At 77.3% G+C, this 21,355-nt stretch carries 5 protein-coding genes; 4 read left to right on the top strand and 1 reads right to left on the bottom strand.

Annotated features, from left to right (window positions below; translation table 11 throughout):
- Window positions 1-2 precede the first annotated feature (2 nt).
- From GA0070558_RS25530 to GA0070558_RS25520, 3 genes are read left to right on the top strand one after another with little or no spacing between them, the layout of a single operon-like run.
- Window positions 3-14,966 carry a type I polyketide synthase gene (locus GA0070558_RS25530; RefSeq protein ID WP_091284292.1) on the top strand — a complete coding sequence of 4,988 codons (14,964 nt, stop codon included), beginning with the start codon at window positions 3-5 and terminating at the stop codon, window positions 14,964-14,966.
- 35 nt (window positions 14,967-15,001) lie between these two features.
- Window positions 15,002-16,615 (top strand): bifunctional 3-(3-hydroxy-phenyl)propionate/3-hydroxycinnamic acid hydroxylase MhpA, encoded by a 1,614-nt coding sequence (mhpA, locus tag GA0070558_RS25525; RefSeq protein WP_091284290.1) that lies wholly within the window; start codon window positions 15,002-15,004, stop codon window positions 16,613-16,615.
- 23 nt (window positions 16,616-16,638) lie between these two features.
- The gene (locus GA0070558_RS25520; RefSeq protein WP_077937012.1) at window positions 16,639-17,526 is read left to right on the top strand and encodes an SAM-dependent methyltransferase; all 888 of its coding nucleotides are present in this window, start codon (window positions 16,639-16,641) and stop codon (window positions 17,524-17,526) included.
- 55 nt (window positions 17,527-17,581) lie between these two features.
- On the opposite strand, the gene GA0070558_RS25515 is transcribed toward GA0070558_RS25520, so the two are convergent.
- Window positions 17,582-18,340, bottom strand: a complete 759-nt coding sequence (locus GA0070558_RS25515; protein ID WP_077937013.1) for a thioesterase II family protein — start codon at window positions 18,338-18,340, stop codon at window positions 17,582-17,584.
- Between the two features lie 286 nt (window positions 18,341-18,626).
- Between GA0070558_RS25515 and GA0070558_RS25510 the strand changes: the two genes are divergently transcribed.
- Window positions 18,627-21,355, top strand: a 2,729-nt coding sequence (locus GA0070558_RS25510) for a type I polyketide synthase (RefSeq protein WP_176734372.1), incomplete at its 3' end; no start/stop codon positions are given.

Below are 21,355 nucleotides of genomic sequence, written 5' to 3'. Positions count from 1 at the left end.
ACATGCTTCGGAGCGACCTGGTCCAGCCGTTGCCCGGTCTGCTGAAGGCGCACGCGGAGGAGTTCGGGGACCGGGTCGCGTTCCGCGACGACCGCCGCGCCGTCCGGTACGCCGAGCTGGCGGCGCGTACCGCCCGGCTGGCCGGGCACCTCGCGGCGGCGGGCGTGGGCCGGGGCGAGCGGGTGGCGTTCTGCCTGGGCAACCGGGTGGAGACGGTCGAGACGTGGCTGGCGGTCACCCGGGCCGCCGCGGTCGGCGTACCCCTGAACCCGCGCTGCACCGACGCGGAGCTGGCCCATCTGCTGGACGACTCGGGTGCGGTGCTGGTCGTCACCGACCCGGAGCACCTCGACCAGCTGCTGCGGCTGCGCGCCGACCGTACCGCCCTGCGCCTCTGGGTCACCGGCGACGGCGTCACCGGCGACGGCGTGGCCGCCTGGGGCGAGCTGGTCGACGCCGAACCGGGCGTGCCGGCCCGCGACGACCTGGGCCTCGACGAGGTCGCCTGGATGCTCTACACCTCGGGCACGACGGGCCGGCCCAAGGGCGTGCTCTCCACGCAGCGCACCTGCCTGTGGTCGGTGGCGTCCTGCTACGTGCCGATCCCCGGCCTCACCGGCGACGACCGGGTCGTGTGGCCGCTGCCGCTGTTCCACAGCCTGTCCCACATCGGTTGCGTGCTCAGCGTCACCGCCGTCGGCGCGAGCGCCCGGCTCGTCGACGGCTTCTCCGCCGACGACGTGCTGGCCGCCGTCGCCGAGGACTCCGCGACGGTGCTGGCCGGCGTGCCCGCCATGTACCACCACCTGGTCACCGCCGCCCGCAGCACCGGCTTCCGCGCTCCCGACCTGCGGGTGTGCCTGGTCGGCGGGGCGATCACCACCGGGGCGCTGCGCCGGGCGTTCGAGGAGGTCTTCGACGCGCCGCTGCTCGACGCGTACGGCAGCACCGAGACCTGCGGCTCGATCGCGATCACCCGCCCGGACCGGCCCCGGGTCGAGGGCTCCTGCGGGCAGCCCGTGCCCGGCGTCGAGGTGCGCCTGGTCAGCCCGCAGACCGGGGTGGACGTCCCGGCCGGCGTCGAGGGCGAGGTGTGGGTACGCGGCCCGAGCGTGATGCTCGGCTACCACGGCCTGCCCGAGGTGACCGCCGCCGCGCTGCGCGACGGCTGGTACCGCACCGGGGACCTGGCCCGCCGCGACGCCGACGGCAACCTCTTCGTCACCGGCCGGCACCAGGAGCTGATCATCCGGGGCGGGGAGAAGATCCACCCGGCCGAGGTGGAGGACGCGCTGCGCTCGGTGCCCGGCGTCGCCGACGTGGCGGTCACCGGCCGGCCGCACGAGGTGCTCGGCGAGGTGCCGGTGGCGTTCGTCGTACCCGGCCCGGACGGGTTCGACCCCGCCGAGGCGTACGCGGCCTGCCGGGAGCGGCTGTCCTACTACAAGGTCCCCGACGCGCTCTACGAGATCGACCAGGTGCCCCGCACCGCGTCCGGCAAGGTCACCCGCCGGCTGCTGCTGGCACGGCCGGCGCGGCTGCGCGCGGTCAACGGCGGCCACCACGGGGCGCTGAGCCGGGTCACCTGGCAGCGGCTGGACCTGGCCGCCGCCGCTGTGGAGCCCACCGCCGACCCCGCCACCGAGCCGCGCCGCTGGGCGGTCGTCGGGCCGGGCGGCGCGGCCCTCGTCGAGGCGCTGGCCGTGGCGTCGGCGGGCGAGGTGTTCCGGGCGTACCCGGACCTCGCCGCGCTGGGCGACGACCCGGACCCGCCCGACGTGGCGCTGCTGCCGGCCGGCGTCGCCGACCCACCGGACCTCGCCGGGCGGCTGGGCGACCTGCTCGCCGACGCCCGGTACGCCCACACCCGGCTGGCGCTGCTGACCACCGGCGCGGTCGACGCGTCCACTCCCGACCGCCCCGACGACCCCGACCTGGTGCCGGCCGCCGTGGCGGCGTGGGCGTGGGGGCGCTGCCTCCAGGCCGCGTACCCGGATCGGGTCGTGCTGGTCGACCGGGACGCCGACGACCTGTCGCTGGCCCTGGTGCCGGCCGCCGTGGCCGCCGACGTCGCGCAGGTCGCGCTGCGCGCCGGCGCGGCCCGGCACCCGGCCCTCGGGCCGGCCCCCGCCCGCGCGCCCCGCCGGCCGGCGACGGTGGTCGAACCGGCCGCCCCGGTGGTGGTGACCGGGGTCGACGGGCCGACCGGGGCGGCGCTGGCCCGGCACCTCGTCGCCGCGCACGGCGCCCGCCGGCTGCTGCTGACGCCCGCCGGCCCGCCCGACGACGCCGTCCTGCGGCGACTCGTCGCGGACCTGGCCGACGCGGGCGCGGCGACCACTCCGTCCGACACCGGCGCGGCGGTCGCCCCGCTGGCAGCGGCCGGCGGGCCGGTCGGCGCGGTCTTCCTCTGCCCGTCCGCCGCCGACCTCGCCGACGACGCCGCCGTCGCGGCGCTGCTGACCCTCGCCGGGGCGCTCGACGCCCGGACCCGGCACGCCGCCGCCACGGCGTTCACCGTCGCCGTCCCGGCGGCCCTGCTGCTCGGCGCGGCCGGGCGGGAGCGCGCGGCCGCGGCCGTCGCGGCGCTGCACGCCCTCGTCGCCCGCCGCCGCGCGGCGGGCCTGCCCGCCCGGCTGATCGGCACGACCGACCCGGCCGCACCGACGCCGCCGGCCGATCCTGCCGCACCGCCGCAGCCGACCGACACCGCCGGCCGGCCGGTCGCCCCCGCCGCGCCGACGCACGCGGCCGACGCCGGTGCTCCGGCGGGCGGGACCGCCGCCGACCTGGCCGCGTTCGACGTCGCCCACGACGGCGACGACCTCGTGCTGCTCGCCGTCGCGGCCGACGCGCCCCATCCGGCCTGGCGGCTGCCCGCCCGCACGGCGGGCGGCGGCGGCGCGCCGGACGCCGCCGAGCTGCGCCGCCGGTTGGCCGGCCTGACCACCGCCGAGGGCGACCGGCTCCTGCTCGACCTGGTCCGCGCCGCCACCGCCGACGTCGCCGGCCTGCCCGGCCCGGCCGCCGTCCGCCCCGGCCGCGCGTTCAAGGAGCTGGGCTTCACCTCCGTCGGCGCGGTCGCCCTGCGCGACCGGCTGGCCCGGGCCACCGGGGTACGGCTGTCCGCCACTGCCGCGTTCGACCAGCCGAGCCCGGACGCCCTCGCCCGGCACCTCGCCGCCCGGCTGCGCGGCGGCCCGGGTGTCCCCGTCGCCCCGGCTGCCGGGCCGGCCGCCGCGCCCGACGCCGCCGACCCCGTGGTCATCGTCGCGATGGCCTGCCGGCTGCCCGGCGGGGTCGGCTCCCCGCAGGAGCTGTGGGACCTGGTCGCCGATGGGCGGGAGGGGCTCACCGGGTTTCCCACCGACCGGGGCTGGGACCTGGCGCACCTGTTCTCCGACGACCCCGACGCCCCCGGCACCTCGTACGTGCGGGTCGGCGGGTTCCTGCCCGACGCGGCGGACTTCGACGCCACCCTGTTCTCGATCAGCCCCCGCGAGGCGCTGGCGATGGACCCGCAGCAACGGCTGCTGCTGGAGACCTCCTGGGAACTGTTCGAGCGCGCCGGCATCGACCCCACCTCGCTGCGGGGCAGCGCCACCGGCGTCTTCACCGGCGTCATGCACCACGACTACGCCGCCAACCTGCGCCAGGCCCCGCCCGGCACCGAGGGCTACCTGGGCGTCGGCACCGCCGGCAGCGTCGTCTCCGGACGGGTCGCGTACGCGCTCGGGCTGGAGGGGCCGGCGGTCACCGTGGACACCGCCTGCTCGTCGTCGCTGGTGTCGCTGCACCTGGCCGCCCAGGCGCTGCGCGCCGGGGACTGCGACCTCGCGGTGGCCGGTGGCGTCGCGGTGATGGGCACCCCGCAGGCGTTCGTCGAGTTCAGCCGGCAGCGCGGGCTCGCCCCCGACGGCCGGTGCAAGGCGTTCGCCGACGCCGCCGACGGCACCGGCTGGTCCGAGGGCGTCGCCGTGCTGCTGCTGGAACGCCTCTCCGCCGCCCGCCGCAACGGCCATCCGGTGCTCGCCGTGCTGCGCGGCAGCGCCGTCAACTCCGACGGGGCGTCCAACGGACTGACCGCCCCCAACGGCCCCGCCCAGGAGCGGGTCATCCGCCGGGCGCTGGCCAACGCCGGCCTCACCACCGCGGACGTGGACGCCGTCGAGGCGCACGGCACCGGCACCCGGCTCGGCGACCCGATCGAGGCGCAGGCGCTGCTCGCCACGTACGGGGCGGGGCGCGGCGACGCCGGGCCGCTGTGGCTGGGCTCGCTGAAGTCGAACCTCGGCCACACCCAGGCCGCCGCCGGGGCCGCCGGGGTGATCAAGATGGTGCTCGCCCTGCGGCACGGCACGCTGCCCGCGACCCTGCACGTGGACGCCCCGACGTCCGAGGTGGACTGGGCCGGCGGTGCGGTGGAGCTGCTCACCGAGGCGCGCCCGTGGCCGGCGGTGGACCGGCCGAGGCGGGCGGCGGTCTCGTCGTTCGGCATCAGCGGCACCAACGCCCACGTGATCATCGAGGCGCCCCCCGCCGACGACGAGGAGACCACCGCCGCCGACATACCCGCCCCGGGCACCGCCACCCGCCGGCTGCCGGTGCCGTGGCCGCTGGCCGCCGCCACCGGCGAGGCGCTGCGCGACCAGGCGGCCCGCCTGCTCGCCTGGCTCGACGGCCCCGGCGCGGACGCCGACCCGGCCGACGTCGGGCACGCCCTGGCCACCACCCGCGCCGCCCTGGAACACCGGGCCGTGGTGCTGGCCGGCGACCCGGCCGCCGCCCGCGCCGGGCTGACCGCGCTGAGCCGGGGCGAGGCGGAACCCGACACCGCCGCCGTGCTGACCGGCCGCGTCGCCGACGGCCGGCTCGGCCTGCTCTTCGGCGGGCAGGGCGGCCAGCGCCCCGGGATGGGCCGCGAGCTGCGGGCCGCGTACCCGGTCTTCGCGGAGGCGTTCGACGCCGCCTGCGCCGAGCTGGACCGCTGCCTGACCGGGCACGCCCCGCACCCCGTCGCCGACGTGGTCGCCGCCGCCGACGGCACCGACCTCGCCGCCCGGCTCGACCACACCCTCTACACCCAGCCGGCCCTGTTCGCCTTCGAGGTGGCCCTTTACCGGCTGCTGGAGTCCTGGGGCGTACGCCCCGACGCGCTGCTCGGCCACTCCGTCGGCGAGCTGGCCGCCGCCCACGTCGCCGGGGTGTTCTCCCTCGCCGACGCGGCGGCGCTGGTGGCCGCCCGCGCCCGGCTGATGCAGCAGCTGCCCGACGGCGGCGCGATGGTCGCCGTGGAGGCCGACGAGGCCGAGGTGGCCGCCCACCTCACCGACCGGGTCGGGCTCGCCGCCGTCAACGGGCCGAGCAGCGTCGTCCTCTCCGGCGACACCGACGCGGTGCTGGCCGTCGCGGCGACCCTGCGCGCCGCCGGCCGCCGCACCAGCCGGCTGCGGGTGTCGCACGCGTTCCACTCGCCGCGCATGGAACCGATGCTCGACGCGTTCCGCGCCGTGGCCGCCGGCCTCACCTACCGCACCCCGCACCTGCCCGTGGTGTCCAACGTGACCGGTCGGCCGGTCGACCCGGCCCGGCTCTGCTCGCCGGAGCACTGGGCGGAGCACGTGCGCGGCACCGTCCGCTTCCTCGACGGGATGCGCGCCCTGCGCGGGCTGGGGGTCACCACGTTCCTGGAGGTCGGCCCCGGCGGGGTGCTCACCGCGATGGCCCAGGACTGCCTCGCCGACGACACCGCCGACGAGCTGGCCTTCGTGCCCGCCGTGCGGACCGTCGACGGCGAACCGGACGCGCTGGTCGCCGCCGTCGCCCGGCTGCACGTGCGCGGCGTCGCCGTGGACCCCGCCGCCCCCGCCGGCCCCGGGCCGCGCCGCCGGGTCGACCTGCCCACCTACGCGTTCGCGCGCCGGCACTACTGGCTGCCGTACTCGGCGGTGGCCGGCGGGCCCGCCGACGTGGGACTGGCCGACGCCGGGCACCCGCTGCTCGGCGCGGTGCTGCCCGTCGCCGGCACCGGGCAGGTCGTTTGCACCGGGCGGGTCGCCGTCGCCACCCACCCGTGGCTCGTCGCGCCCGACGCCGACGGGCCGGCGCTGCTGCCCGCCACCGCCCTGCTGGACCTGTTCGCCCACCTCGGCGTGCTGCTCGACCTGCCCACCGTGGAACGGCTGCGCGTCCCCGCGCCGGTGCCGCTGCCCGCCGACCTCTCCGTCGACGTGCAGGTCACCGTCGACGCGCCCGACGAGCACCCGCGCCGGGTGGCGCGCTGCCACGTGCGGGCCGGCGACGGCCAGCCGTGGCGGGAGGTCGCCGAGGCCGTCCTCGCCCCCGCCGACCACCAGGCCGGACCGGCCGCCGCCGCGGCGGCGTGGCCGCCCGCCGGGGCCCGGCCCGTCGACCTGGACACCCCGCAGCGGCGGGCGCTCGCCGACGGGCTGGCCCGGGCCGCCTGGGTCGCGGGGGACCGGCTCTGCGTCGACGTACGCCTGCCGGAGGACGCCCGGGACGCGGACGCCGAGCGGTACGCGGTGCACCCGCTGGTGCTGGACGCGGCCCTGCGCCTGCTCCCGCTCGCCGGCTTCGCCCTCGCCGCCGGGGAAGTGGCCCGGCTGACGCCCACCGACTGGGCGGGGGTGCGGGTGCACGCCACCGGCGCGCACGCCCTGCGGGTCGTGCTCGCCCCCGCCGGGGCGGACGCGGTCACCCTCTCCGCCGTCGACGACGCCGGTGCCCCCGTGCTCGACGTGGAGCGGGTGGTGCTGCGCACCGTGGCCGCCCCGACCCTCGCCGGCCCGGCCCCCGCCGCCGCCCCCGCCGGCCTGTACGCCGTGGACTGGCTGCCCGCCGCCGCCCCGGCGACGCCGGTGCCCGCCTGGGCGCTCGCCGACGGCGCGCCGCCGGCCGGCCCGCTGCCGCCGCTGCTGGTGCTGCGGGTCGGCGACGGCGACCCGGCCGCACCGGTGCCCGACCGGGCGCACGCCGTCGGCCTGGACACCCTCGGCGTGCTCCAGCGCTGGCTGGCCGACCCCCGCGCCGAGAGCACCCGGCTCGCCGTCGCCGTCCGCGACGGCGACCCCGCGCACGCGACCGTCGCCGGGCTGGTCCGCGTCGCCCAGGCCGAGCACCCCGACCGGTTCCTGCTGCTGCGCCTCGACGCGGCCGACGACGCGGGGATCCGCACGGCCCTGGCCGTCGGCCCCGACGAGCCGGAGGTCGCCGTCCGCGACGGCCGGGCCCTGCTGCCCCGGCTGCGCCCCGCCGAGCCCCCCGCCGGTGGTTCGCCGGCCCCGGCGGTGGACTGCGCCGGGCCGCTGCCCGCGCTGGCCGGCGGGACCGTCCTCGTCACCGGCGGCACCGGCGGGATCGGCCGGCACGTCGCCACCCACCTCGCCACCGCCCACGGCGTCGCCGAGCTGGTGCTGGTCAGCCGCACCGGCCGGCACGCCGACTGGATGGACGCGCTCACCGCCGCCGGGACGACCGTGCGGGTCGTCGCCGCCGACGTCGCCGACCGGGCCGCCCTCGACGCGGTCCTCGCCCCGCTCGCCGGCCGGCTCACCGCCGTCGTGCACGCCGCCGGGGCCACCGACGACGCCCTGCTCACCGGCCTCGACGCCGCCCGCTGGGAGCGGGCCCTGCGGTCCAAGGTGCACGGCGCGTGGCACCTGCACGAGCTGACCGCCGGCCTCGACCTGGCCGCGTTCGTGCTGTTCTCCTCCGCGTCGGCCGTGTTCGGCAGCCCCGGGCAGGGCAACTACGCGGCCGGCAACGCGTTCCTCGACGCCCTCGCCGCGCACCGCCGCGCCCACGGCCTGCCCGCCACCGCCCTGGCCTGGGGCCTGTGGGCCACGCCTGAGGGGATGGCCGGCGCGCTCACCGCCGCCGACCTGGCCCGCCTCGCCCGGGGCGGCACCCGCCCCCTGGACACCGCCGCCGGCCTGGCCCTGTTCGACGCCGCCCTGCACGCCGACCGGCCCGCGCTGGTGCCGATCGGGCTGGACCTGGCCGCCGTCCGGGCCGCCGGGGAGGCGCCCGCCCTGCTGCGGGCCCTGCTGCCCCCGCCGCCGCGCCGGGCCGTCAACGCCGACCCCGCGCCCGCGTCCGCCGCCGGGTTCGCCGACCGGCTCGCCGGCCGCACCGAACCCGAACGGGCCGCCGCGCTGCTCGACCTGGTGCGCGCCCGGTGCGCCACCGTCGTCGGGCACGCCGGCGGCGAGCAGATCGAGCCGCGCCGCCCGTTCAAGGACCTCGGCTTCGACTCGCTGATGGCCGTGGAGCTGAGCAACCGGCTCTCCGCCGCCACCGGCGTCCGGCTCGCCCCGCACGCCGTGTTCAACCACCCCACCCCGGAGCTGCTCGCCGCGCACCTGCACGCCCGGCTGCTCGGCACCACCGCCGCCGAGGTCGCCGACGCCGCCACCGTCGCCGCCGACGAACCCGTCGCCGTCGTCGCCATGGCCTGCCGGTTCCCCGGCGGCATCGGCTCGCCCGAACAACTGTGGCGGCTGCTCGACGGCGGCGGCGACGTCATCGGCGACCTGCCCACCGACCGGGGCTGGCCCGACCTGTACGACCCGGTCCCCGGCACCCCCGGCCGCACCTACGTGCGCTCCGGCGGGTTCCTCACCGGCATCGCCGACTTCGACGCCGCGTTCTTCGGCATCAGCCCCCGCGAGGCGCTGGCCATGGACCCGCAGCACCGGCTGCTGCTGGAGACCTCCTGGGAGGCCCTGGAGCGCGCCGGCATCGACCCCGGGACCCTGCGCGGCAGCCGCACCGGCGTGTTCGCCGGCACCCACGGGCAGGACTACGCCGACCAGATCGCCTCCGGCGTCGCCTCCGACGACGGGGAGACCACCGCCGACGAGGGACACCTGCTCACCGGCACCGCCGGCAGCGTCCTGTCCGGCCGGGTCGCGTACGCCCTCGGGCTGGAGGGGCCCGCCGTCACCGTCGACACCGCCTGCTCGGCGTCCCTGGTCGCGCTGCACCTGGCCGCGCAGGCGCTGCGCGCCGGCGACTGCGACCTGGCCCTCGCGGGCGGCGTGTCGGTGCTGTCCAGCCCCGCCGGCCTCACCGGGTTCAGCCGCCAGCGCGGCCTCGCCGCCGACGGCCGGTGCAAGGCGTTCGCCGAGGACGCCGACGGGTTCGGCATGTCCGAGGGCGTCGGCGTGCTCGTCGTGGAACGCCTCTCCGACGCCCGCCGCCGCGGCCACCCCGTCCTCGCGCTGATCCGGGGCACCGCCGTCAATCAGGACGGGGCGTCCAACGGGCTGACCGCCCCCAACGGGCCCTCCCAGGAGCGGGTCATCCGGGCCGCGCTGGCCGCCGCCGGCCTCACGCCCGCCGACGTGGACGCCGTCGAGGCCCACGGCACCGGCACCCCGCTGGGCGACCCGATCGAGGCCGAGGCGATCCTCGCCACCTACGGCCAGCGCCCCGCCGACGCCCCGCCGCTGCTGCTCGGCTCCGTCAAGTCCAACCTCGGGCACACCCAGGCCGCCGCCGGCGTCGCCGGGGTGCTGAAGATGGTCCTCGCCATGCGGCACGGCGTCCTGCCCCGCACCCTGCACGCCCAGCAGCGCACCACCCGCGTCGACTGGGCCGCCGGCTCCGTGGAACTGCTCACCGAGGCCCGCCTGTGGCCGCGCGCCGACCGGCCCGCCCGCGCCGGGATCTCCTCCTTCGGCATCAGCGGCACCAACGCCCACGTCGTCGTCGAGGCCGTCGCCGCCGAGCCGCAGCCCGGCCCCGCCCCGCCCGCCGACCCCGCCGCCCTGCCGTGGCTGCTGTCCGCGCGTACCCCCGAGGCGCTGGCCGGGCAGGCCCGCCGGCTGCGCGACCACCTCGCCGACCACCCCGACCAGCCGCCCCGCGACGCGGCCTGGTCGCTGGCCACCACCCGGGCCGCGTTCGACTCCCGGGCCGTGGTCGTCGCCGCCGAACCCGACCGGGTCGCCGCCGCCCTCGACGCGCTCGCCGCCGGCCGCCCCGACCCCGACCTGGTACGCGGCGACGCCACCGCCGCCGGGAAGGTCGTGTTCGTCTTCCCCGGTCAGGGCTCCCAGTGGCCCGGCATGGGCCTCGACCTGCTCGATGCGGCACCCGTGTTTGCCGAGCGGATGGCCGCCTGCGACGCGGCCCTGCGCCCCCACCTGGGCTTCTCCGTGCTCGACGTGCTGCGCCAGGCCCCCGACGCGCCCAGCCTCGACCGGGTCGACGTGGTGCAGCCGGCCCTGTTCGCGACGATGGTGTCGCTGGCCGAGCTGTGGCGCTCCCACGGCGTGCGGCCCGCGGCCGTCGTCGGCCACTCGCAGGGCGAGATCGCCGCCGCCTGCGTCGCCGGGGTGCTCTCGCTGCCCGACGCGGCGAAGGTGGTGGCGCTGCGCAGCCGCGCGATCCGGGCCCTGGCCGGGCACGGGGCGATGGCGTCCGTGGCGCTGCCCGCCGACGTGGTCCGCGACCGCATCGCCCGCCACGGCGACGCCGTCGCCGTCGCCGCCGTCAACGGGCCCGCCGCCGTCGTCGTCTCCGGCGAGGAGGCCGCCGTCGAGGAGGTGCTCGCCGAGCTGGCCGCCGACGGGGCCCGGGTGCGCCGCATCGCCGTCGACTACGCCTCCCACTCCGCCCAGGTGGAACGGATCCGCGCCGACCTGGCCGAGGCGCTGGCCGGCATCAGCCCCGGCCCGGCCGCCGTGCCGCTGTTCTCCACCACCGACCTGCGCTGGCTCGACGGGCCGGAGCTGGGCCCCGACTACTGGTACCGCAACCTGCGCCAGCCCGTCGAGCTGCACCGGGCCGTGGCGGAGCTGGCCGCGCTCGGCCACGACACGTACGTCGAGTGCAGCCCCCACCCGGTGCTCACCGTCGGCATCACCGAGACCCTCGCCGAGCACGACACCCCGCACGTCGTCGTCGGCTCCCTGCAGCGCGACCAGGGCGACCGGGCCCGGTTCCTGCTCTCCGCCGCCCAGCTGCACGTGCGCGGCGTCGCCGTCGACTGGCGGCCCGCCCTGGCCGGCGGCCGGCGCGTCGACCTGCCCACGTACGCGTTCGAGCACCGCCGCTACTGGCCCCGGCCCGCCACCGGCCCCGGCGACGTCGGCGCGGCCGGCCTCGACGCCGCCGGGCACCCGCTGCTCGGCGCGTCCGTGGCGCTGGCCGAGGCGCGCGGGCACCTGTTCACCGGCCGGATCGCCGCCGGCGCGCCGGCGTGGCTGGCCGACCACCGGGTCGGCGAGACGGTGCTGGTGCCCGGCACCGGCCTGGTCGAGCTGTGCCTGCGCGCCGGCGACGAGGTCGGCTGCCCCGTCCTCGACGAGCTGGTCATCGAGGCCCCGCTCGCGCTGCCCGCCGACGCCGCCAGCAGCCCCGGAACCGGCCCGACCGGCGCCGCCGGCAACCCGGGACCGGGTCGCGCCGCCTCCCAGGTGCAGCTCACCGTCGGCCCGGCCGACGACGCCGGCCGTCGCCCCGTCGCCGTGCACTCCCGCCCCGCCGACGCCCCGCCCGGCACGCCGTGGACGCGGCACGCCAGCGCGACGCTCTCCGCCGCGCAGCCCGCCCCGCCCGCCGCCGGCCTCGCCGCCTGGCCGCCGCCGCACGCCCGCCCCGCCGACCTCACCGGCTTCTACGCCGGGCTCGCCGCCGACGGCTACGCGTACGGGCCGGCGTTCCAGGGGCTGCGCGCCGTGTGGACCGGCGACGACGAGGTGTACGCCGAGGTGGAACTGCCCGCCGGGCAGCGCGCCGACGCCGACCGGTACCACCTGCACCCGGCCCTGCTCGACGCCGCCCTGCACGCCGCGCACTTCGGCGGCATCGGCGACGCCGGCCCCGACCGGCTGCTGCTGCCGTTCGCCTGGAACGGCGTCGCCCTGCACGCCGCCGGCGCGTCCGCGCTGCGGGTCCGGCTCACCCGGGTCGCCCCGCAGGCGATCGCGCTGACCGTCGCCGACGCCACCGGCGCACCCGTGGCCGAGGTGGCGTCGCTGGCGATGCGCCCCATCTCCCGCGCCGAACTCGGCACCCGCGACGCCGCCGTCGACGACGCGCTGTTCCGCCTCGACTGGCAGCCCCTGGCCGCACCGGAGACCCCCACCCCGGCCCGCGTCGTCGCGCTCGGCCGGGCCGTCGGCGCGTTCCCGCACCACGCCGACCCGGCGGCGCTCGCCCGCGCCGTGGACGGCGGCGCGGCCCCACCCGACGCGGTCCTCGCCCCGCTGGGCCGGTCCGACGCCCCCGCGGCCGGCGCGCCCGATCTGCCTGACGTGCCCGCCGCGTCCGACGCGTTCGCGGGGGAGGCCGACCGGGCGCGGGCCGTCGCCGCCGAGGCGCTCGCCCTCGTCCAGGCGTGGCTGGCCGACCCCCGCTGGGCGGCCACCCCGCTGGTGCTGCTCACCCGGGGCGCGGTCGGTGTGCACAGCCCCGCCGAGGTCGACGACCCCGACGCTGCCACCGCCTGGGGGCTCGTCCGCACCGCCCAGTCCGAGCACCCCGACCGGTTCGTCCTGCTCGACGCCGACACCCCGCCCACCGACGCTGAGCTGACCGCCGTCCTCGCCGTCGCGGAACCCCAGGTGGCGCTGCGCGCCGGCACCCCGTACGCCCCCCGGCTGGCCCGCCGCGTGGAGGCCGCGACGCTCACCCCGCCGGCCGGCGCGACCGCCTGGCGGCTCGACACCACGGCGCGCGGCAGCCTGGAGAACCTCACCCTCGCGCCCACCGACGCCGCCGACGCCCCCCTCGGGCCCCTCGACGTGCGGGTGCGGGTCCGCGCCGCCGGCCTCAACTTCCGCGACGTGCTCAACGCGCTCGGCCTCTACCCCGGCGACCCCGGGCCGCCCGGCGGCGAGGCCGCCGGCGTCGTCACCGAGGTCGGCGCGGACGTCACCGACCTGCGCCCCGGCGACCGGGTCCTCGGCGTCTTCGTCGGCTGCTTCGGCCCCGTCGCCGTCACCGACCGCCGGCTGCTCGCGCCGGTGCCCGACGGCTGGACGTACGCCCAGGCCGCGTCCGTGCCCGTGGTGTTCCTCACCGCCTACCACGGGCTGGTCAACCTGGCCGGGCTGCGGGCCGGCGAGTCCGTGCTCGTGCACGCCGCCGCCGGTGGCGTCGGCATGGCCGCCGTGCAACTCGCCCGCCACCTCGGCGCGACCGTCTACGCCACCGCCAGCCCCGGCAAGTGGCCCGCCCTGCGGGCGATGGGCATCCCCGACAGCCACCTCGCCTCGTCGCGCACCCTCGACTTCGAACCGCACTTCCTCGCCACCAGCGGCGGACGCGGCGTCGACGTCGTCCTCGACTCCCTCGCCCGGGAGTTCGTCGACGCGTCCCTGCGGCTGCTGCCGCGCGGCGGCCGGTTCGTCGAGATGGGCAAGACCGACCTGCGCGACCCCGACCGGGTCGCCGCCGACCACCCCGGCGTCGCCTACCAGGCGTACGACCTGACCACCGTCGACCCCGACGAGACCCAGCGGATGCTCGTCGAGCTGATGGGCCTGTTCGCCGCCGGCAGGCTGACCCCGCTGCCGGTGCGCGCCTGGGACGTCCGGCAGGCCCCCGACGCGTTCCGCCACGTCCAGCAGGCCCGGCACGTCGGCAAGGTGGTGCTCACCGTGCCGGCCCCGTGGGACCCCGACGGCACCGTCCTGCTCACCGGCGGCACCGGCCTGCTCGGCGGCCTCGTCGCCCGCCGCCTCGTCACCGGCCACGGGGTGCGGCACCTGCTGCTCGCCAGCCGGGGCGGCCCCGACGCACCCGGCGTCGCCGAGCTGACCGCCGAGCTGACCGCCCTCGGTGCCACCGTCACCGTGGCCGCCGCCGACGTCGCCGACCGCGCCGCCGTGGCCCGGCTCGTCGCCGCCGTGCCCGCCGAGCGTCCGCTCACCGCCGTCGTGCACCTCGCCGGGGTCCTCGACGACGGCGTGGTCACCGCGCTCACCCCCGACCGCCTCGACACCGTCTTCGCGCCCAAGGTGGACGCCGCCCGGCACCTCGACGAGGCCACCCGCCACCTCGACCTCGCCGGGTTCGTGCTGTTCTCCTCCGGCGCCGGGGTGTTCGGCGTGCCCGGCCAGGGCAACTACGCCGCCGCCAACGCCTACCTCGACGCCCTCGCCACCCGCCGGCGCGGCGCGGGCCTGCCTGCCCAGTCGTACGCGTGGGGCCTGTGGGAGCAGGCCAGCACGATGACCGCGAAGCTGGACCGCGCCGACCCCCGGATCACCGCCCGCGACGGGCAGCTCGCGATCTCCTCCGACCTGGGCATGGCGCTGTTCGACGCCGGGCTCGCCGCCCCCGAGGAACACCTCGTGCCCACCCGGGTCGACGTGACCGCCCTCGCCGGCCGGGCCAGCGTGCCCGCGCTGATGCGCGGCCTCGTCCGACGTGCTCGCCCCCGGGCCCGCGCCGAGGCCGCCCCCGGCGGCCGGGACCTCGCCGGCCGGCTGCGCGCCCTCACCACCGGCGAGCAGTCCGCCCTGCTGCTGGACCTGGTCCGCGCCGAGGCGGCCACCGTCCTCGGCCACACCAGCACCGACGCCGTCAAACCCGCCCAGGCGTTCAACGAGATCGGCTTCGACTCGCTGACCGCCGTCGAGCTGCGCAACCGGCTCACCGAGGCCACCGGCCACCGGCTGCCCGCCACCGCCATCTTCGACTACCCGGACCCGACCGCGCTGGCCGGCTTCCTGCGCGCCCAGCTCGTGCCCGACGGCGGCCAGGCCGCGCCGGCCATCCTCGCCGAGCTGGAGAGCCTGGAACGGTCCCTGGCCGAGACGGTCGTCGAGGCGGAGCTGCACACCCAGGTCGCGGCCCGGCTGGAGGTGCTGGTCGCCAAGTGGCGCACCATGCGCGGCGCGTCCGCCACCGACCACGACCTGGACCTGGACCTCGACCAGGCCAGCGACGACGAGATCTTCAGCCTGATCGACACGGAACTCGGGCTGTGACGCCCGACCCGACGCGCGGACCCGGGGGGACGGCGATGACCGACGTACTGATCGTGGGCTACGGCCCGGTGGGCCAGGTGGCGGCGATCCTGCTCGCCCAGCGCGGCTTCACCGTGCAGGTGGTGGAGAAGTGGGCCACCCCCTACAGCATGCCCCGCGCCGTCTCCTACGACGGCGAGGCCAGCCGCGTCCTCGCCGCCTGCGACCTCGGCGACACCCTCGACCCGGTGTGCGAGCTGTCCGGCGAATACACCTGGAAGAACGGCTTCGGTCGCACCCTGCTGCACGTCAAGGTCGCCGAGGACGGCCCGACGGGCTGGCCCGACTCGATCTCCTTCTACCAGCCCGGCCTGGAGGCCGCCCTCGCCGCGCGCGGCGCGGCCCTGCCCGGCGTACGGGTGCTGCGCGGCGTCGAGGTGACCGACCTCGCCGACCACGGCGACCACGTCGAGGTGGCCGCCGTCGACGCCGACGGCACGCCCCGCACCTTCACCGCCGACTGGGTGCTCGGCTGCGACGGCGCCAACAGCTTCGTCCGCCGCTGGCTCGGCGCGACCATCACCGACCTCGGGTTCGGCTACGACTGGCTGGTCTGCGACGTCGTGCTGAACGAGCCCGTCGAGTTCAAGCCCAACAACCTGCAGATCTGCGACCCGGCCCGCCCCCGCACCGCCGTCTCCGCCGGCCCCGACCACCGGCGGTGGGAGTTCATGCGGGTGCCGGGGGAGACCCTGGAGGAGTTCCAGACCGAGGCCAGCGTGTGGCGGCTGCTCGGCCTGTTCGACATCACCCCCGCCACCGCCCGCCTCGACCGGTACGGCGTCTACACCACCCAGGCCTGCTACGCCGACACGTGGCGCTCCGGGCGGGTGTTCCTCGCCGGGGACGCCGCCCACGTCATGCCGCCCTTCCTCGGCCAGGGCATGAGCTCCGGCTTCCGCGACGTCATCAACCTGGCCTGGAAGCTGGACCTCGTGCGCCGGGGACTCGCCGACGCCACCCTGCTCGACACGTACGAGGTGGAACGCAAGGCGCACGTGCAGCACGCCATCCGCATGTCCATCGACTCCGGCAAGGTGATCTGCGAGACCGACCCGAAGCAGGCCGCCGGCCGCGACTCGGTGATGCTCGCCGCGCTGCGCCGCCGCACCCAGGCCAAGCACGCCCGGTCGCTGCGCGAGGCCATCGTCGACGGGGCGCTGCACCGCCGCCCCGACGGCACGCCCGCCCCGCGAGCCGGCGACCCCGTACCCCAGGGGCGGGTGGCCGCCGGCGGGCGCACCGGGCGCTTCGACGACGTCGTCGGCGGTGGCTTCGTGCTGATCACCTGCGCCGACCCGGCCGCCGGGGGCGATCCGGCCGCCGCCCTCGACGACGCCGCCACCGCGTTCCTCGACGCCCTCGACGTCCGCCGGGTCACCGTCCGTCCCGCCGACGCACCCGCGATGCCCGCCGACGCCGACGCGGCCGGCACCGACGTCGTCGACCTCGACGGCGTCTACCTCACCTACCTGGCCGGCGCGGACGCCGACGCCGTGCTGGTCCGGCCCGACTTCTACGTCTTCGGCGTCGCCGCCGGCCCCACCGGCCTGGCCGCCCTGGTGGACGACCTGCGCCAGCAGGTCTCCGCCCGGGTGCCGCAACCCTGACCACCTGCTGCGCAAGGAGTGACATGCTGGAGAACCTCCGCACCCTCGGCCGGGTCATCCGCACCCTGGCCACGAAGGACCCGGTGACCCGGGTCCGCCGCTTCTACGAGATCCAGTCCCCGAACGTGGAGTTCGCCGCCCGCACCACCCGCTACATGAACGTCGGCTACTGGGAGGACGGCGTCACCAGCCTCGACGTGGCCGGTGAGGCGCTGGCGATGAAGCTCGCCGACGCGGCCGGCTTCAAGCCCGACGACACCGTCCTCGACGTCGGCTTCGGCTACGGCGACCAGGACTTCGCCTGGCTGCGCGAGCGCCGCGTGGCCAAGGTGCACGGCATCAACGTCACCCCCCGCCACGTCGAGCACGCCCAGCAGCGCGCCCGCCGCGAGGGCCTGGCCGAGCAGGCCGAGTTCCAGCTCGGCAACGCCCTCGCCCTGCCCTTCGCCGACGGCACCTTCGACCGGGTCGTCGCCCTGGAGTCGGCGTTCCACTTCTATCCGCGCAGCGCCTTCTTCGCCGAGGCGTTCCGGGTGCTCAAGCCCGGCGGCACCCTCGCCACCGCCGACATCATCCCGCTCAGCAACGACACCGCCCGCATGTCGATCAACTCGGGCCCGCTGAGCTTCATCAAGTTCAGCATCCCCGACGAGAACTGGCACGACCGCGCCGGCTACGCCGAGCAGCTCACCGCCGCCGGCTTCGCCAACGCCGACGTGCAGTCCATCCAGGACCGCACCTGGGAGGGCTGGCGGCGGTTCCAGGCCAGCCGCCCGTCCGACCCCGCGTTCCAGGCCGAGGCCGACCGCAGCGCCGTCAAGGGCATGGCCAACCACTGGCGCGACGAGACGCTCATCAAGAAGGAACTCGCGCTGCTCGACTACGTCATCGCCGTCGCGCACAAGCCGTGACACCGACGCGGCCCCCGCCGGTGTCCGGCGGGGGCCGCGCCACGAACCACTGTGGTCAGGACACCGGCGTACGCGCCAGAGCCGCCGAGATCGTACGCAGGATCGCCGGCTGGTGCTGCGCCAGGAAGAAGTGCCCACCCGGGAACACCTGAAGGTCGAACGCGCCCGTCGTGTGCCGCTCCCACGCCCGCGCCTCGTCGACCGTCGTCTTCGGGTCGGCGTCGCCGGTGAACACCGTCACCGGGCAGCCCAGCTTCGGCCCCGGCGTGTACTCGTACGTCTCCGCCGCCCGGTAGTCGTTGCGGATCGCTGGCAGCGCCGCCCGCAGCAGCTCCGCGTCGCCGAGCACCGCCGAGTTCGTGCCGCTGAGCCTGCGTACGTCGGCGAGCAGCCCCTCGTCGTCGAGCAGGTGCACCGTCTCGTGCCGGGGGCACGACGGGGCCCGCCGCCCGGACGGGAACAGGTGCGCCGCCGACGCGCCCGTCTCCGCCTCGATCAGCCGCGCCACCTCGAAGCCCAGCGTCGCGCCCATGCTGTGCCCGAAGATCGCCAGCGGCTGGTCCAGCCACGGCCGCAGCACCCCGAACACCTGCCGGGCCAGCTCCGGCAGATTGTCCACGCACGGCTCCTGGCGGCGGTCCTGCCGCCCCGGATACTGGATCGCGAGCACCTCCACGGCCGGCGACAGCGCCCGCGACACGGGGAAGTAGAAACTCGCGGACCCACCGGCGTGCGGCAGGCACACCAGCCGCCGCGCCCCGGCCGGCGCCGGGTGGAACCGGCGGACCCACAGGCCGTTGTCTGAGTCGGTCATGCGTACACGCGGTCCTTCCAGCGGTGGTGCCGGGATCCGCCGGCACCGGTGCGATCAAAAGGACGCTAATCGGATCCACCGGGGGCGGCCACCCCTAGCGGACCGCCGCGCGGGTTAGGGGTTGTCGCAGGTCATCGCGACGCCATAGCTTTCCCCGGCAGAGGGGACCCGGGGGCTGCCGGCCGCATTGTGCAAAGGACGTAGAACCGATCTGGCCTGAGGAATTCGCGCATTCGTCCCGTCGCCTACGTCAGGTCTCCGCCGGCCACCGCGATGGGTCAGGTTGATGGACACCGAAGAGAAGCTCCGGGAGTATCTGAAGAGGGTCACCACCGACCTGCGGCGGACCCGGCAACGCCTCCGCGACGTCGAGGACGCCGCCGGGCAGCCGATCGCCATCGTCGGGATGGCCTGCCGCTTCCCCGGCGGGATCACCTCGCCCGACGCGCTGTGGGACCTCGTCGCCGCCTCCGGCGACGCCGTCGGCCCCTTCCCCGCCGACCGGGGCTGGGACCTCACCGACCTGCACGACCCGACCCGCGAGCGCCCCGGCACCTCCTGCGTCGCCGAGGGCGGCTTCGTCCACGACGCCGGTGACTTCGACCCCCGGTTCTTCGGCATCTCCCCCCGCGAGGCCCTCGCCATGGACCCGCAGCAGCGGCTGCTGCTGGAGGTGTCCTGGGAGGCGTTCGAGTCCGCCGGGATCGACCCGACCGGGCTGCGCGGCGGCCGCGTCGGCGTGTTCGCCGGCCTCACCCACGGCGACTACGCCGCCGGGGCCGCCGACGTGCCCGAGGGCGTCGTCGACTACCTCGGCCTCGGCAACGCCGGCAGCATCAGCTCCGGCCGGGTGGCGTACGCCCTCGGGTTCGAGGGCCCGGCCGTCACCGTCGACACCGCCTGCTCGTCGTCGCTGGTCGCCCTGCACCTGGCGGCGCAGTCGCTGCGCTCCGGCGAATCCGACCTGGCCCTGGCCGGCGGCGTCACCGTGATGCCCACCCCCGCCGTCTTCGTCGACTTCACCCGGCAGGGCAACCTGTCCATGTCGGCCCGCTGCAAGGCGTTCGCCGACGGTGCCGACGGCACCGCCCTCGCCGAGGGCGTCGGCATCCTCCTCGTGGAACGCCTCGACGACGCCCGCCGGCTCGGCCACCGCGTCCTCGCCGTGGTGCGCGGCACCGCGGTGAACCAGGACGGCGCGTCGAACGGGCTCACCGCGCCGAACGGTCCGTCGCAGCAGCGGGTGATCCGGCAGGCCCTGGCGAACGCCCGGCTGGCCCCGGCCGACGTGGACGTGGTGGAGGCGCACGGGACGGGCACGACCCTCGGTGACCCGATCGAGGCGCAGGCGCTGCTCGCGACCTACGGCCAGGACCGTGCCACGCCGCTGCTGCTGGGGTCGATCAAGTCGAACCTCGGCCACCCCCAGGCCGCGGCCGGCGTCGCCGGGGTGATCAAGATGGTGCAGGCGATGCGGCACGGCCTCGTCCCCGCCACCCTGCACGTCGACGCCCCGTCGTCCAAGGTGGACTGGTCTGCCGGCGCGGTCACCCTCGCGACCGAACCGACGCCGTGGCCGACGGCCGACCGGCCGCGTCGGGCGGCGGTGTCGTCGTTCGGGATCTCCGGCACCAACGCGCACGTGATCGTCGAGCAGGCGGAGCCCGTCGAGGCCGAGCCGTCCCGGCCCGTCGACCTGCCCGTGGTGCCCTGGCTGGTGTCGGCGCGCGCGGCCGACGCCCTCGCCGGGCAGGCGGGCCGGCTGGCCGCGCATGTCCGGGAGCAGTCCGGGCTGTCGCCGGTCGACGTGGGTTGGTCGCTGGCGACGTCGCGGGCCGCCCTGGAGCACCGGGCGGTGCTCCTCGGCACCGACCGCGACGCCCTGCTGTCCGGGCTGGACGCGCTTGTCGCCGGCGAGACCGCCCCGGGTGTGTTCACCGGCGAGGTGTCGTCGGGCCGCCGGGTGTTGTTGTTCACGGGTCAGGGTGCGCAGCGGCCGGGGATGGGTCGGGAGTTGTATGACCGGTTCCCGGTGTATGCGGAGGCGTTCGATCGGGTGTGTGCCCTGTTCGCGGGCCGCCTCGATCATCCGTTGGGGGAGGTGGTGTTCGCGGAGCCGGGTTCCGACCTGGCGGCCCTGTTGGATCAGACTGTTTACACGCAGGCGGGTCTGTTCGCTCTGGAAGTGGCGTTGCATGAGCTGTTGGCCTCGTTTGGTGTGACGGCTGACTATCTGGTGGGTCATTCGATCGGTGAGGTGACGGCCGCCTATGTGGCGGGTGTGTTGTCGTTGGAGGACGCGTGCGTTCTGGTGGCGGCGCGGGGTTCGTTGATGCAGGCGTTGCCTGCTGGTGGTGGGATGTTGGCGGTGGGCGCGCCTGAGGCTGAGGTGCGTGCGTTGGCCGGTGACGGTGTGGATGTGGCGGCGGTGAATGGTCCGCAGTCCGTGGTGCTGTCGGGGCCGGTCGCCGACCTGGACGTGATCGCCCAGCGGTGTGCCGAGCAGGGTTGGCGGGCGAAGCGGCTGTCGGTCAGTCACGCGTTTCATTCGCGGTTGATGGAGCCGATGCTCGCCGAGTTCCGGGCGGTCCTGGCTGGCCTGGACTGGCGTGCGCCGAGGTTGCCGGTCGTGTCGAACGTGACCGGCCGGGTGGCCGAGGCGGGGGAGATCACTGACCCCGAGTACTGGGTGCGGCATGTGCGGGAGGCCGTCCGGTTCGGTGATGCGGTCACCACCTTGCACGGGCTGGGCGTGACGTCGTTCGTGGAGGTGGGCCCGGACGCGACGTTGACGGCGATGGCCGCCGACACGCCCGTCGACCGTCCGGTGCACCTGGTGGCGGCGCTGCGCCGCGACCAGCCCGACACGACTGCGCTGGTGACCGCCCTGGCCCGGCTGCACGTCACCGGCACGCCCGTGGACTGGGCGGCGTGGTTCACCCACACCGGCGGCCGGCCCCGCACCGTGGACCTGCCCACCTACGCCTTCCACCACCAGCGCTACTGGCTCGACGC

The organism is Micromonospora haikouensis (assembly GCF_900091595.1).
GTDB lineage: Bacteria > Actinomycetota > Actinomycetes > Mycobacteriales > Micromonosporaceae > Micromonospora > Micromonospora haikouensis.
The sequence above is the reverse complement of the archived record's forward strand: the minus strand, read 5'-3'. Positions and strand labels throughout refer to the sequence as shown.

Coding starts and splice junctions, on each gene's coding strand:
- GA0070558_RS25530 (WP_091284292.1), top strand. CDS start 3: ATGCTTCGGAGCGACCTGGTCCAGCCGTTGCCCGGTCTGCTGAAGGCG.
- mhpA (WP_091284290.1), top strand. CDS start 15,002: ATGACCGACGTACTGATCGTGGGCTACGGCCCGGTGGGCCAGGTGGCG.
- GA0070558_RS25520 (WP_077937012.1), top strand. CDS start 16,639: ATGCTGGAGAACCTCCGCACCCTCGGCCGGGTCATCCGCACCCTGGCC.
- GA0070558_RS25515 (WP_077937013.1), bottom strand. CDS start 18,340: ATGACCGACTCAGACAACGGCCTGTGGGTCCGCCGGTTCCACCCGGCG.